This is a genomic window from Chryseobacterium sp. X308, from assembly GCF_020733145.1.
GTDB lineage: Bacteria > Bacteroidota > Bacteroidia > Flavobacteriales > Weeksellaceae > Chryseobacterium > Chryseobacterium cupriresistens.
In genome coordinates this window covers 1-15243 of sequence record NZ_JAJFZH010000027.1, presented here as the reverse complement: position 1 = coordinate 15243, position 15243 = coordinate 1, and the positions used below count along the sequence as shown (strand labels likewise).

Genomic DNA, 15243 nt, shown 5'->3' with positions numbered 1-15243 from the left:
AATAATATTTACAGCTTCAATAGAAATAGAAATATCGGTGTGTGTTATTGTGTTATGGATTTGATATTATTAATGTTGATGGGATATCAGACAGCCATAAACTTTTTGTATCGATCAGGTTTTTCCAGCTTTTACTGCTGATGAGCATCAGGTCATGGGAATTCAGGAATTCTTTCTCAATCTTCTTCTCATTGTACAGCGTAATGTGATTAGGGGCTACCTGTTCAATACTTCTGATCAGTTCTTTTACTTCAATATTATTTCGGATCTGTCCTGCGGCATCCAGAATGATAATCTGAGAATTATTGTTATTGATCAGTCTTTTAGCATATTCAAGAAGGTAAAAATCACTCAGATTGAAGATCGGAACAAATACTTTGTCGGCTGCTTTAAAATCTTTTTCCACCAAAATTCCTACAGGAATATTGGTTTTGTCGAGAATCTGAAGGGTAAAATCGTCAAAAGGAGAATTGTTGAATATATTTCCTTTGCCTTTTACCGTGTTCAATAGTTTTTCAGGATTAATAATCTTGGTGGTAAAGCCTAATAACCTTCCTAATAAACTTCCCTCATACATAGATTTCCCAAGCATGATCAGGAGAAGATCATAATGTCCTTTGTTGGTAATGCTGGTAAGATCACTTTCGATATCAGTAGATGCTTTGAAGAGGGTAGTAACTTCCAGATTCAGATCTTGAGAGGTTTCAATGACATTCTGAAACTGTGACTCTTCATACTCATTGATGTCATAGGCATGCATTTCATCTACCGGAGCAATATTCATCGCGGTGATGCTTTTATTACCGTTCATTTTATGGGTGAAATTGTGTGCTAGCTTCAACAAAGTACTTCCGGATTCCGGCTTGTCAAACGATAGAAGAACACGGTATTTGGAATCATTATCCTGAATGGATTCGTTCTGGTTTTTTTTAGATTTAAAAATAAAATTAATAAAATCCAGTGCAGGCCCAGTCATGAAAGTGGTGAAGAGAGCCATGATCACAAGCATTGCAAAAATTTCAGGGCTTAAAACGCCAAGGTCATATCCAATGTTGAGTACAATAAGCTCCATAAGACCTCTTGTGTTCATCAGAGCTCCTATCGTTAAGCTTTCTTTCCAGTTAATACCTACAAATCTGGCGGTCAGGGCACTTCCGGCAAACTTTCCGAGAACTGCGGTCAGAATAATAAATCCTGCGGTCATCCACAGATGGCTGTCGTTAAGCAGGCCGATCTGGGTACGAAGTCCTGTAAATACAAAGAATAATGGCAGCAGAAGTACTAATGCCACATCCTCTACCTTATCAATAAAAAGGGTACGGAACTTTGTATTTTCCGGCATAATAGCTCCCGCCATAAAAGCTCCGAATAAGGCGTGAATACCAATGACCTCAGTAGCGTATGCAGACAGGATCAGGGTCAGGAAAAAGATAGCCACCATGGGTTTGCTGATCGTATTTTTTCCGGCCTGAAGGTCTCCGACTCTTTTCAGGAAAGGTCTTACAATTTTAATCATTAAAAATACATAAGCAACAGCCATGATAATCACATAGATAGAGCTTGCAAAAGAACCTGCTTTTACAATAGCAATTACGGCAGCAAGAATACACCATGCGGTAATATCATCGGCAGCAGCACAGGTAATAACAATCGTTCCCAATTTGGTTTTCTGCAGGTTTCTTTCCTGTACAATTCTCGCCAGTACCGGAAATGCTGTGATACTCATTGAAATGGCTATAAATAAAGCAAAAGACGTAAACTGAATACCATCCGGAGCAAATTCCTGATAAACAAAATAAGAAAGTCCTATTCCCAGAGCAAAAGGAATAATAATACTTGCATGGCTGATGACAACCGCATCATGAGCTTTTTTCCTTAATACACTCAGATCCAGCTCCATCCCAACAATATACATGAACAAGATAAGACCTATCTGGCTCAGAAACTGAAGGTTGCCTAATGATTCTTTTGGGAAAAGAAAGGCGGAAAACTCGGGAAAATACATTCCTACAAGTGATGGCCCTAATACAATACCGGCGATCATTTCTCCAATGACCGTAGGCTGTTTTATTTTCATACAAATCCATCCGAAAAGCCTCGCTGTGATAATAATAGTGACAATTTGCGCCAATAATAAGGCAAGCGGATGGTGAAGATTGGTTTTAAAGGATTCCAGGAAATTATCCCAGGTAGAGCCGCTGCTGGTGTTAGCAATAATATTTTCCTTTACTTCCAGCGTCTGCCCTTCTATGATGAAATAATACATCAAAGCGGAAAAAACGGCTATGGTCGTAATATAGAAAATTAAATTTTTGTATTTCCCCAAATTCATGATTCCAATATTTTATGCAAATTTGATAAGAATATAGTTATGTTAAATATCCTTTTTTTTAAAATGTAACGAATGCTCTGAAAAATGTAATAAAATCTATATGAAAGAATATTTCATTATAAAATCAAATAAATTTATGCAAAAGTAAAGGGATTACTTACTGAAAAAGGGGAGTTGTAATAAAGGACTTATATTCTGTAATGAAACCGGAAAGATCTGGAAAAGGACTATTTTCCGAACAGTTCCATCAGTGAACTTTTGTAGGCCTCACCGATCTGAAGTTTCAGAAAACCGTGATCTTCCGCAGGAATCGTGGTAATGATTTCGTTGGTTGAAAATACCTTAATGGAAGACAATGCGATAATTTCTTTTTTGTTGACCTGAGCAAAATCTTTTGATGGCAGCATTTCCAGAAGGTTTTTAAAATTCAGGTTTTTTAATACGATAGTCGTTCCGTCAATAAGCATGATATCTTTATCCCTGCTGTCGATTTCAGAGGTTTTGATGTAAGAAATCTGTTCTGTGAATATAACGGTTTTTCCAATATTGGTATTCCACTCGATAAAAGTTTTTTTAGGAGCATTTTCCACCAGTTCTTTAGCTTTTTCGAAAGCCTGGATCAGTCTTTCTTTTTTGATGGGTTTCCTTACATAATCCACCACATTCAGATCGAAAGCTTCGGCTGCATATTCTTTATAAGCCGTGGTAAAAATGATCTTTTTGGAGCCTGAAATAATCTCAGCTACCTGAAGTCCTGTCATTCCGGGCATTTCAATATCCAGAATGCACAGATTACAGTCGAGGCTGTCTATTTCATTCAGAAAAATTTTAGGATCATTGAATGCTTTTACCACCTCTACATTCTCAATCTGCTCACATAGAAGTTTTAAATAGCTGATGGCCAGTAATTCATCATCCAGAATAACGCATTTTATCATAGAATTCTCCTAAATTGATTTTTAATTCCGCTGTGAATATTCCGTTTTTTGAGCTTCTTTCCAGCTGATAATACGTACTGTAGATCATTTTAAGCCTCTGATCAAAAGACTGGCTTCCAAAACCGCTTTTTTCTTTTTCCAGAATATTTTTCAGAGAAGCTTTATTACTGACTTTCATAGTGAAAATACCGTCCTCAAGCTCCATATAAATAGAAATAAAAGAGTCCTGAGCAAGAAAATCTGTATGTTTGAAGGCATTTTCAATAAGATCCACCGAGATCAGCGGGGCAAATACCTTTTCTTCATAAAGCGCATCAGATTTATTGATCCTGGATTTAATTCTGAAGTCAAAAAGAGGATTGATCTTGATTTTATTAATCTCAATAAGGCTTAAAGCAAAATTAAGCTCTTCTTTCGGGCTTACATACTTATTGTTGCTTTCGTATAAAATATAATCCAGCACATTCGCCAGCTTATCCAGTGACATATACGTCTGATACGCGTGAGACTGCACTGAGTTCAGAATATTTTTAAACAAATGAGGATTCAGCTTTGTCCCGATATGTTCCAGACGAACTTCATTCAGGCGCTGCTCAATAAGTTTATTGGTTTCTGTTAGTTTGGTGTTTCTCTGTTTCAGCTTTTGATTCTGGCTGTAGAGATAAATGCTTATTGTCAGAAACAGGAAAATGGCAAAAACTCCGATGAATATCAGATAATCATGAATCATGTAGTAATTGCCGTCCATAGCTTGTTTTTGAAAACTATTTAAGTTTCTTAAGACCGTTCACTGTCACGGTTTCTTCACACTTTTCAAAAGTGATCTCGTAAGACGGATTTTTTTCAGGATAAGTGATAAGATAATCCGGACATGGTTTCTTTTGTGCATGGCTGCGGTCAAAGTCTACTTTTCCGTTGGTAATGATGCTGTCTTTTATAAATTTCTCATCAATCTTGTAGGTCGTCATTGCGTTTTTAGCCTCTTCAGAATATTTGAATTCTTTGGAAAGACTTTCAGCAATCACACGGCTGTTCGGTAAATATCCGCTGCAGCTTGCCCCTTTTTTGTTTAAAATAAAAAATACGATCAAAAGCCCCGGAACGAAGCCTATTGCATAAAATTTCAGTTTCTTCATTAGAAAATTAAAAGATTGATATCGTGGTACGTAAGTCCGAAACGGTCGCAGATGATCTTCTTGGTATGTCTTCCTTTGTACATATATAAGCTCTGCTTCATTTCATTTTTGCGGATCAGCATGTTTTCAAAGCCGCCCTCTTCGTCATAATTTAAAATATAGGAAAGGAAGAAATTCGAGATAGCCTTAGTGGTAGTTCTCGGCATTCTTGAGGTAAGGTTCGGAAGTCCGCAGTGGATGACACCGTGTTTGATGACATAAGGATCTTCCATGGTGGTAAGTTCTGAAGTTTCAATCACTTTACCGTTGTCTATGGTAATATCGATGATGACACTGCCTTTTTTCATTTTCATCACCATATCTTCAGTAACGATAGGGGTCATATTCAATCTGGGAAGTGCTCCGATCACTACATCAGCACGTCTTAGACTTTTGCTGAGCTCTTTAGGATCAATAATGGAAGTCGGTACGCGGCTGTCAACGATGGTGTGAAGTCTTCTCAGTTTTGATAAAGAGTTGTCAAAAACTTTTACACTTGCTCCTAAACCAATCGCTGCTTTTGTAGCAAACTCACCTACAATTCCGGCTCCAAGGATGACAACTTCTGCAGGTCTTACTCCTGTAATTCCTCCCAGCATTAAGCCGTTTGATAACGCTAATAATTCGGAGGCATATAAGATTGAAACGGTTCCTGCAATTTCACCGACTAATCTTACCAAAGCCAGCTGCTTGTATTCATCAACGATAAATTCAAAAGCGATGGCGTTTATTTTTTTCTCTGCAAGCTTTAAGAAATAATCCTTATCTCTGAGGTTGATCTGAAGTGCTGAAACCAGATACGTATTAGGTTTCATGTACTCAATTTCATCTTCTGTAGGAGGGTTCACCTTCAGGATAAGATCCTGCCCGAATGCTTCTTTAGGATCATTGGTGATTTTCGCCCCAGATTCCGAATACTGTAAATCTGTAAAAAATGAACCTTGTCCGGCTCCTGATTCAATAATGATTTCATGGCCGTGCTCTACCAACACCTGTACGGCGTCAGGAGTAATGCAGGTTCTCCTTTCGTTGAGACAGGTTTCTTTAGGAATTCCAATACTGAACTGTTTTCCTTTCTTTATAACCTCCAATTTTTCCTCTTTCGGCATTAATTCTTCTTCTGTGAAAGGAGTAAAAATATTTGTACTCATCCTTAAATTAAATTATGTCTTACAGATTGTTTTTTTACACTCAATTTATGAGCAAAGATACATAATATTTAATCGAATGAAATTTCTCTGTTTTCACCCGTATTCACAATACTCATTGTGTGGTACTTAAGGCCATAAAGTTCCTCTTCATACACTTCCGGCCACTCGATGATGCATAGAAAAGAGTTATCCAGATATTCTTCAATTCCGATATCATATACCTCTTCAATGTTTTTTAAACGGTAAAGATCAAAATGATATACTTTTCCTTTTTCAGTATTGTATTCATTCACAATAGAATATGTGGGAGAGTTTACTTCGTCATTGCTGCCCATATTTTTAAGCAGAAATTGAGTGAAGGTTGTCTTCCCTGCTCCCAGATTTCCTTTTAATAAAAGAATATTATGTTGTAATTGAGGAATGATGGTGTCAACAACTTCCTGCCAGTCTTCGATTGTATGTATAGTGAACTGCATATGCTAATTTGTTTTGCAAAAATAATGATTTATGAGTTTTTAATGAGAAGAAATTAGAAATTATAAGCCGGAAGCTAGAAGCTGGAGGTTGGATTCTAAATGAACTCTTTTAAACCTCAAATACTCCTCTAACCCTAAAACCCTCTAACTCTCAAACTCCGAAACTCTTCCAACTTCCCTATAAATTACTTAATTTTACAGCATGATTTCCAAACAGACCATTGATAAGATATTCTCCACGATCCGCGTTGAAGAGATTGTGGGCGAATATGTGCAGTTAAAAAGAGCAGGGTCTAACTACAAAGGGCTCAGTCCTTTTCATGATGAAAAAACACCCAGTTTTGTAGTTTCTGCCAGCAAGCAGATCTGGAAGGATTTCTCTACAGGAAAAGGAGGAACAGCCATTTCTTTCCTGATGGAAATTGAAAATTTTACGTATCCTGAGGCACTTCGCCACGCTGCAAAAAAATACGGAATTGAAATTGAAGAAGACCAGCGTGAAATTTCTGAAGAAGCAAAAAATGCCCAGACAGAAAAAGATCTGCTGTATAAAATTCATGAGGTTGCCAATACTTATTTTCAGGAGATCCTTTGGGATGATCAGGAAGGCAGAAGTATAGGACTTTCTTATTTCAAAGAGAGAGAACTCAGGGATGATATTATTAAAAAATTCCAGCTTGGATATTCTCCGGAGAAAAAGAATGCTTTCACGGCTTATGCGCTTGAAAAAGGTTATAATAAAGAAATTCTTGAGAAATCCGGACTTTCCATCTTCCCGGAAAATACACCTGCAGGGGTTGACCGTTTCAGGGAAAGGGTTATTTTCCCTATTCACAGTTTTTCAGGAAGGGTTTTAGGTTTCGGAGCAAGAATCCTGAAGAATAATGTCAAAACAGCGAAATACCTCAATTCACCGGAAACGGAAATCTACCATAAATCCAATGTTCTTTATGGATTAAACCAGAGCAAGCAGGCGATTTCAAGAAAGAATGCCTGTCTTTTGGTGGAAGGGTATATGGACGTGATTTCCCTTCATATGTCCGGAATCGAAAACGTAGTGGCAAGTTCCGGAACGTCTTTGACAACGGAACAAATCAAACTCATTAAGAGACTTACGGAAAATGTAACGATTCTTTTTGATGGTGATAATGCCGGTATCAAAGCCAGTTTCCGAAGTATTGATATGCTGCTGACTGAGGGAATGAACATCCGTGTCTTGCTTTTCCCTGATGGAGATGACCCGGATTCCTTTGCCAGAAAACATCCGCAGGAATACGTTGAAAAGTACATCGAAAATGAAGCGATGGATTTCATTGATTTCAAGGCGGAAATTCTCCTGAGAGATATCGGAAATGATCCGATTAAAAAGGCTGAAGCGATCAGAGATATTGTAAAATCTGTCTCTTTTGTACAAAATGCCCTGAAAAGAGAGGTTTATCTTAAAGAGGTTTCCAATAAATTCGGTCTTTCCGAACAGAGTCTTTTCAATGAGCTGGATGTTCAAAAGCAGATCACCCAGAATCAGACGCATCATGTTCAGCAGCAGCAGAAGGAAAAAGCAGCAGCTCCGAAAATGGAGATTGTTCCTTTGGATAAGGAAAAAGAGGATCCTTTTCTGTATGATGTATTATTCATGGAGAATAAACTGGTAGATCATATGCTGATGTTCGGAGATATTGTTCTGAAAAGGAAGAATGAGAATAATGAGGAATATCAGATTACCGTTATCGAAGAAATTCTTCATCATTTTGAAGAAGAGCAGTATACATTTTTAGTCAAAGAAAATGAGATTATTATCAATCAGGTGAGAGAAGGAATTCAAAAAGATGAACTCAGAAGTGGAAACTTTTTTGTATCTTTTATGGACGAAGAGATTACCACAAAGGTTGTAGATGCTTTAATCCCGCTGGATGAACTTGAAAACTGGGCTTCAAGAAATATCTATCCTCCCAATTATGGTGATAAAGTGGCAGATCAGATCCAGGGAGATGTTCTGTTACATAAGTACCGGTATATTGATTATCTGATCAAGGAAACAGCCAAAGAACTTGATCAGTACAGCAATACGGATGAGGTAAAATATTATGAGCTGATCAAAAAAATCACGCTTTTAAAGCAGGCTTCCATACGGTTGAGCAATATCATAGAATATTCACCGATCAAAGGGATTTATGTAGATAGGAAGAGATAAACAAGAGTCAGATTTTTGGATATTCTGTGACAAAAAGTCCTATAAAATTTTAGGAATAAATATTGTAATTTAAACTTCGAGAATATTTTAAAAATAATACATAATAGAAATATGGACATTAAAAAGGAATTCAGAGACTTCTCTGTAAAACATTTAGGAAACAACGGTTTGGTTACCGATCAGTATATGGGAATGTATGGCCCAACGAATCTTACTCCGTACATCATGGAAGAAAGAAGATTAAACGTTGCTCAGATGGACGTTTTCTCCCGTCTGATGATGGACAGAATTATTTTCCTGGGAACAGGTATTGATGATCAGGTAGCAAACATCGTTACGGCTCAGCTTTTATTCCTTGAAAGTGCTGACCCTTCAAAAGATATTCAGATCTACATCAACTCTCCTGGTGGTAGTGTATATGCGGGTCTAGGTATTTATGACACCATGCAGATCATCAAGCCGGATGTAGCGACAATCTGTACAGGTATGGCTGCTTCAATGGGAGCTGTATTATTAGTTGCAGGAGAAAAAGGAAAACGTTCTGCGCTTAAGCATTCAAGAGTAATGATCCACCAGCCTTCAGGAGGTGCTCAGGGAGTTGCTTCTGATATGGAGATCAACTTAAGAGAGATGTTGAAACTGAAGCAGGAGCTTTATGAAATCATCGGTCATCACTCAGGACAAACATATGAGTGGGTAGAAAAATCTTCTGACAGAGATTACTGGATGACTTCTGAAGAAGCAAAAGGTTACGGAATGGTAGATGAGGTTTTACAAAGATCTACTGAGAAAAAATAATTGATTATCAAATCATGAGAACCGCACCCATCTGGTGCGGTTTTTTTGTTGGGTTATGTTTTAAAATTTCTACTATTTACATTCTGCGGAATGACACAATTGGAATGGAGGTTTATCCATACAGCTTATCATTCCGAAGAAATCCGGCTGTAATAATCCGGCAAAAATACTTCATAAGAAATCGACAATGCTGGCCAAATTCCAACTGAAGACGTAAAAATTCCCATCCTCCGGAGGGGTGTCAAAAATTCAAAGAATTTTTGACGGGGTGGTTGTAAAGGTCTATAACCATTCAACATTTCTGTCCTGTAACAGAATCGCTTTCTTTTTAGATCCTATTGTTAAAAAACAATTATCATTATATTTAAGATCAGTTTACAATCGATTTATACTTTCGCAGCCATAAAAGTGAATATGAAAAAATTACTATGGTCTGCAGTCGTGCTGGCGGTATGGGCTTCATGTAAAAGTGATGATGATACAACCATAATTAATCAGGATATTAATTATTCCAAACTGCCTCAGGAATTTCCATTTACCAAACTGTCTACGATAAACGGAGTGGATGTAATCAACGGCGGATTTGGTTCCGGTGCTGCCGCTCATCCAACAAGAAAAGGTGAGTTCTATGTCATTACAGACAGAGGTCCTAATACGGACTTCCAGAATGGTAAAAAATTCCTTGCCCCTGGCTTTACACCCACCATTATGCATTTTAAAATCAATGCAGACGGGAATGTAGAGGTCATCAAATATATTAAGCTTAAAAATCCATCCGGACAATCTATTACCGGACTTCCAAATCCTGTTGGAATGGGTAGCACAGGAGAAATAGCATATGATGCTTCCGGAAATGTATTAGGTACTGATCAGTATGGTCTTGACAGCGAAAGTATTGTTGCTGCCGCTGACGGTACATTCTGGGTCTCCGATGAATACGGACCACATATCGTCCATTACAGTGCTGATGGAATGGAGATGGAAAGAATAAGCCCGATCGGAGTAAATACAGGACCAAGAAAGTTACCTGCTGTTTTAGCGAAAAGAAGAGCCAACAGAGGAATGGAAGGACTTTGTATGACTCCTGATGGCAGAACATTGGTAGGAACCATGCAGTCGATGATGTATGTTCCCAGTAAGGCATTGGCTACCAATAAAACTTTAACGAGAATCGTCACATTTGATACGGTTACAGGACAGACTAAACAGTTTTTATACAAGCAGGATGGTGGAGCTTCAGATTCGGTTTGTGATATTACAGCAATAAGTAACAGTGAATTCCTGGTAATTGAAAGAGATGGAAATTTCGGTTCCCAGGGCGGAATCAAAAAAGTATACAGAATCAATCTGAGCAATGCAACAGATGTAAACGGAGCCGATATCACCGCTGTTGACGGAATGAAAATCAATGGAAAAGCTTTAGAACAATGTTCATGGGACGAAATTACCAATTCCGGGATAAAAGCTGTTACCAAAACATTAGCAGTAGATCTGGTAGCAAAACTGGGCTACGAACATGATAAATTCGAGGGAATTGTTTATCTTGGAAATAATAAGCTGGCTGTTTTCAATGATGATGACTTTGGAGTGGTAGATGATGGAAACGGAAATCCAAAATCCAAAATTTTACCTAAAACGGGTAAAGTAGACAAGGGAACAATGTATGTAGTCGATATTCAATAATTAGATTTTTTTAACGGAAAACGGCGGAATCGAAGATTCCGCCGTTTTTATTGTTAGATCAATGAATTCTAGTTAAAAGCTTCAATAATCTTAGAGAAATCCTCTAATTTCAAAGCTGCTCCTCCGATAAGACCTCCGTCGATATCCGGCTGAGAGAAAATTTCTTTTGCATTGTCTGGTTTTACAGAACCTCCGTAAAGAATAGAAACTTCATCAGCAACTTCCTGTCCGTATTTTGCAGCAATAATGTTTCTGATGTGAGCGTGGATTTCCTGAGCCTGCTCAGGACTTGCCGTTTCTCCTGTTCCGATAGCCCAAACCGGTTCATAAGCGATCACAACTTTCTTGATCTCTTCAGCAGAAAGCGTGAAAAGAGCTACCTCTGTCTGGTTTTTTACGACTTCAAGGTGTTGCCCTGCTTTTCTCTGTTCAAGAGTTTCTCCATTACAGTAAACAGGAATAAGACCTTTATCAAGAGCCAGTTTGATCTTTCTGTTACAGTGAGAATCTGTTTCTCCGTGATATTGTCTTCTTTCAGAATGTCCGATTAATGAACCTGTAGCATCAATTGATTCCAGCATATCTGCAGAAATTTCACCTGTGTAAGCACCGCTTTCGTGCTCGCTCATATCCTGAGAAAATACTCCGATTTCATCCTTTTCAAAAACGTCTTTTGCCATCATCAGGTATAATGCCGGTGGAGCAATCCAAACTTCACAGTTGGTAGCGTTATTGTTTTTATAGCTTAGTAACTGAATCATCAATTGCTGTGCATCAATTACATTTTTGTTCATTTTCCAGTTTCCTGCAACTATTTTTCTTCTCATAAGATTTAAATATAGATTTATTTTATTTTTTTCGTAATGGTTTATAATCCCCAAAGGTTTTTCAGTAGAACATAGAAGGTGTGCTCTTCCTCAGTTACTTTATTGTCTGCTTTGATCAAAGATTTAGCAAACTGAACAAATTTCACACGTTCATCCTCTGTAGAATCGTCATGGAAACATCTTGCATGGAATTCAAAATGATCTTTCCATTCTTCAGGCTGTAAAAGGGCCAAAGTATCCAATTCATTATCAAGGTTCATTCTGAAAGGAAATTCATCCGCCAGGTATTGCTGTACCAGCATTCCTTCCTCAGGAGCAAACTCTCCGTCTACAGAAGAAAGAATCATTAATAAATGATAACCGGCGATTGATTTATTTGATTTTTGCATGAGCTTTTATATGTTTAGGTTTAGTGTTTAAATTTGATATTTGATATTTGATATTTGATATTTGATATTTGATATTTGATATTTGATATTTGATATTTGATCCACAATTAGCTTTCGTTAAAAGATCATTCATCATTTATAATTAATTAACGTAGTCCTTTGCAGGTTGTTTATCTACAATTTTTCCATTCTCAAGAATCAGTACAAACGGGTTGCTTCTTGCTATTGTTTTAATGGCAGTTCCGTCCATTAGTACATTTTTGATGGTTTTAAAAGTATTCGGTTCTGTTGAAACTCCGTAGATAAGAGCACCTTTCTGTGCATTTACTTTTGTCTCCACTTTCTGAAGCAGGTCAGCAGGGATTTCTTTTGGATGATAGGAGAACACCAGAACAGCTTTTGGAGCGTTGATGATCTCATTGGTAACTTCCATTCCTGTAGGATCTTCAATCTTAAATTTTACAATTTCAGATTTGTAACCTTCCTTGATCAATACAGATTCATTTTTTCCATCTTCAATTTTCCACGGAGAACCTTCTGCCCAATATTCTGTTTTTTTGATATAATCATCCTGATTTACTTTTACTATCTGTCCTGTTTTTTCATTTTTCAGGGAGTAAAACGTCTTATATTCAGAAGGGTTTTTGTCAATTTTAGCTTTTTCACCTTTAATATCTGTCCCGATTTTATAATCACGGAAATCAATGATCGGTTCATGCATGATTCCCTGTGCCATAACATAAATCATTCCCAAAGAAAAGACTGTTAAAAGGATATATTGGAACGTATGGGAAGACTCTTTTGAAGTAACTCCATACTCATCTTTTTTACGGAAATCTTTTCTGTAAAGGACAAATAAGATAATCAATCCTACCAGCAGTACAACATCTTTTAAGAAGCTCTGCCAGGGAGTGAATTTGATAGCATCTCCAAAACATCCACAATCTGTTACCACATTGAAATAAGCCGAATAGAACGTCAGGAATCCAAAGAAAATACAAAGCGCAATTAATATGGATAAGGTAAATTTAAGCTTTAACTTAAGCAGCAGCATAAATCCTAAGAAAAGCTCCAGTACCACCACGATAATGGAAAACAGCAGGGCAAACTTTTCAAAAAACGGCATATTGAAAACAGCAGGAGAGAAATATTCTTCCATTTTGAAAGAAAAACCTACCAGATCCACGGCTTTCACAAAGCCTGAAAGGATAAAAATGACAGCAATAATAAAGCGTAATAAACCTTTGAGCATATTAAATATTTTTGGGTTCGAACTGATTTTCTTTTTCCGAGAACTTGATCAGACAGAAGACGGCATAATTCAGCATGTCGAAATAGTTCGCATCAAGCCCTTCCGAAACGATCGTTTGTCCCTGGTTGTCCTCAATCTGTTTGGTTCTCAATACTTTCTGATAAATAAGATCCGTAATCGAAGAAATCCTCATATCCCTCCATGCTTCACCGTAATCATGATTTTTTCTTTCCATTAAAGCTTTCGCTTCGTTGGCATATTGGTCATACAGACCTAAAATTTCTTCTTTATTTTCGTTGAAATCATTGGAAAGACCTTTTTCCAACTGAATAAGTCCAATGATAGAATAGTTCACAATGGCGATAAATTCATCTTCTTCACTCTCATCCACCATTTTTTTATCAGTCATCTGCAGCGTACGGATCCTGTTGACTTTGATATAAATCTGATCTGTAATGGAGCTTGGTCTTAAAACCCTCCATGCCGCACCATAATCCTGCAATTTTTTGCCGAAAAGATCACGGCACTGACTGATAACTTTCTCAAACTGTACTGATGTTTTTAACATAAATCTTCTTAATCTTCCAAATATACGAATTCGGTTTTAGATTTTTCAATTTGATAAGCTGAGTTTGTGAGTCAGAGGATTTGAGCGTGGGAGAGTTTGAGAGTTTGAGAGTTTGAGAGTTTCGGGATTCGGGATTCGAGTTGTTGGGTTTGAGAGTTTGAGGGTTTTTAGGGTTAGAGAGTATTTGAGGAAAGAGTTTCAATATTCGATTTATCCAGTTTTGAGGAGTAAAGGAGCAACTTCCAGCTTCTAATTTTCAACAGCTAACTTCTAAACTTCTAACTTCTAATTTCTTATTTAAAACTCATAAATCACTAATTTTGCAGCACAGAAATCATTCATCAATTATCATTTATCAATCATAACCTAACTCATGCTCTCCAACTCTCCAACTCTCCCACACTCAAACCCTCCAACTCATTCAATCAACTGCAACGGCCGATTAGTACAATTAGACACTCCAAAGATCATGGGAATCCTCAATATGACTCCGGATTCTTTCTCTGATGGCGGAAAATTCAATAATGAAAAATCAGCGTTGAAACACGCTGAAAAACTGTTGAAGGACGGAGCTGAAATACTGGATATCGGACCACAGTCTACACGTCCCGATGCAGAATTTTTAAGTGCTGAAGAAGAGATCAGCAGAATCGGAAATACCATCTCTCAGATTAAAAAAGAGTTTCCGGAAACGCTGATTTCCCTGGATACTTTTTACGCAGAAACTGTAAAATTCGGATGTAATGAAGGAATTGATCTGATCAACGATATCTCAGGCGGTCAGTATGATACGGAAATGTTCAATACAGCTGCTGAAACGAAACTTCCTTATATTCTGATGCATGTAAATCCTTCTTACGAAACCATGCATGATAAAATAAAGTTTGAAGACATTACACTGGAAGTGAACCAATATTTTTCAAAAAAAACAAAAGAACTTTTAGAAAAAGGAGTGAATGATATCATTCTTGATCCCGGTTTTGGTTTCGGAAAAACAGTGGAAGACCAGATGAAAATGATCCACGAAGTTGAATACCTCGGGTTCGGAAAATTTCCTCTGCTGATAGGGATTTCCAGAAAGTCGTTTATCTACAGGCCTTTGGGAAAATCACCGCTGGATATCAATGAGGAAACACAGAAACTGCACATGAAAGTATTGGAACAGGGAGCTAAAATTTTGAGGGTTCACGATGTGGCTGAAGCAAAGGAAACACTGACCCGTTTTTTACGAAAAAAATAAAAAGTGCAAAAAAAACTTGTGAGTAATTAAAAAGTTTATACATTTGCAATATGAATTTTACGAATCAGAAAAATATTATTGTCATTTCTATTATTGCTGTTGTCATTAACAACAGTAAAGAAACGGCATTTTAAATAGATTTTAATTTAAATTATATATAAACCGTTTCAAACTATGAAACGGTTTTTTTGTTTTAAATTTTTTATAGTATAAAAGTATGTAC

At 37.2% G+C, this 15243-nt stretch carries 14 protein-coding genes; 4 read left to right on the top strand and 10 right to left on the bottom strand.

The window, feature by feature from the left end; genetic code table 11:
- Positions 1–52: 52 nt before the first annotated feature.
- The 6 genes from LIV57_RS20425 to tsaE all read right to left on the bottom strand — a co-directional run bounded on the left by LIV57_RS20425 (position 53) and on the right by tsaE (position 6072).
- Entirely contained in the window at positions 53–2332 is a 2280-nt protein-coding gene (locus tag LIV57_RS20425; protein ID WP_227944067.1) for a cation:proton antiporter, read from the bottom strand.
- 227 nt (positions 2333–2559) lie between these two features.
- Complete coding sequence (locus tag LIV57_RS20420) at positions 2560–3270, bottom strand: LytR/AlgR family response regulator transcription factor (protein ID WP_227944066.1); 711 nt, start codon at positions 3268–3270, stop codon at positions 2560–2562.
- Positions 3245–4018 carry a histidine kinase gene (locus tag LIV57_RS20415; RefSeq protein WP_227944065.1) on the bottom strand — a complete coding sequence of 258 codons (774 nt, stop codon included), beginning with the start codon at positions 4016–4018 and terminating at the stop codon, positions 3245–3247. The genes LIV57_RS20420 and LIV57_RS20415 overlap by 26 nt, the downstream gene beginning before the upstream one ends.
- Positions 4019–4034: 16 nt before the next feature.
- Positions 4035–4406, bottom strand: a complete 372-nt coding sequence (locus tag LIV57_RS20410) for a DUF4258 domain-containing protein (protein WP_034692291.1) — start codon at positions 4404–4406, stop codon at positions 4035–4037.
- Complete coding sequence (locus LIV57_RS20405) at positions 4406–5596, bottom strand: alanine dehydrogenase (protein WP_227944064.1); 1191 nt, start codon at positions 5594–5596, stop codon at positions 4406–4408. The genes LIV57_RS20410 and LIV57_RS20405 overlap by 1 nt, the downstream gene beginning before the upstream one ends.
- A 68-nt stretch (positions 5597–5664) precedes the next feature.
- Complete coding sequence (gene tsaE / locus LIV57_RS20400; RefSeq protein WP_227944063.1) at positions 5665–6072, bottom strand: tRNA (adenosine(37)-N6)-threonylcarbamoyltransferase complex ATPase subunit type 1 TsaE; 408 nt, start codon at positions 6070–6072, stop codon at positions 5665–5667.
- Positions 6073–6274: 202 nt separating this feature from the next.
- On the opposite strand from tsaE, the gene dnaG reads away from it, so the two are divergent.
- The 3 genes from dnaG to LIV57_RS20385 all read left to right on the top strand — a co-directional run bounded on the left by dnaG (position 6275) and on the right by LIV57_RS20385 (position 10744).
- A complete protein-coding gene (gene dnaG / locus LIV57_RS20395; protein ID WP_202839532.1) occupies positions 6275–8263 on the top strand; it encodes a DNA primase in 1989 nt (662 codons plus the stop codon).
- Between the two features lie 111 nt (positions 8264–8374).
- A complete protein-coding gene (gene clpP, locus LIV57_RS20390) occupies positions 8375–9061 on the top strand; it encodes an ATP-dependent Clp endopeptidase proteolytic subunit ClpP (protein WP_027373257.1) in 687 nt (228 codons plus the stop codon).
- 414 nt (positions 9062–9475) lie between these two features.
- A complete protein-coding gene (locus LIV57_RS20385; protein ID WP_227944062.1) occupies positions 9476–10744 on the top strand; it encodes an esterase-like activity of phytase family protein in 1269 nt (422 codons plus the stop codon).
- Positions 10745–10812: 68 nt separating this feature from the next.
- Here the strand turns inward: LIV57_RS20385 and tpiA are convergent, their stop codons facing one another.
- From tpiA to LIV57_RS20365, 4 genes are all read right to left on the bottom strand, one after another.
- The gene (gene tpiA / locus LIV57_RS20380; RefSeq protein ID WP_110009237.1) at positions 10813–11571 is read right to left on the bottom strand and encodes a triose-phosphate isomerase; all 759 of its coding nucleotides are present in this window, start codon (positions 11569–11571) and stop codon (positions 10813–10815) included.
- Between the two features lie 41 nt (positions 11572–11612).
- Entirely contained in the window at positions 11613–11960 is a 348-nt protein-coding gene (locus tag LIV57_RS20375) for a TerB family tellurite resistance protein (protein WP_142719433.1), read from the bottom strand.
- A 142-nt stretch (positions 11961–12102) separates the two neighbouring features.
- Positions 12103–13212 (bottom strand): BT_3928 family protein, encoded by a 1110-nt coding sequence (locus LIV57_RS20370; protein ID WP_227944061.1) that lies wholly within the window; start codon positions 13210–13212, stop codon positions 12103–12105.
- A gap of 1 nt (position 13213) precedes the next feature.
- A complete protein-coding gene (locus tag LIV57_RS20365; protein ID WP_110009240.1) occupies positions 13214–13780 on the bottom strand; it encodes a DUF1599 domain-containing protein in 567 nt (188 codons plus the stop codon).
- A gap of 469 nt (positions 13781–14249) precedes the next feature.
- Here LIV57_RS20365 and folP point away from each other — a divergent pair, with 469 nt between their 5' ends.
- Positions 14250–15020, top strand: a complete 771-nt coding sequence (gene folP / locus LIV57_RS20360; RefSeq protein ID WP_227944060.1) for a dihydropteroate synthase — start codon at positions 14250–14252, stop codon at positions 15018–15020.
- The last annotated feature ends 223 nt before the right edge of the window (positions 15021–15243 follow it).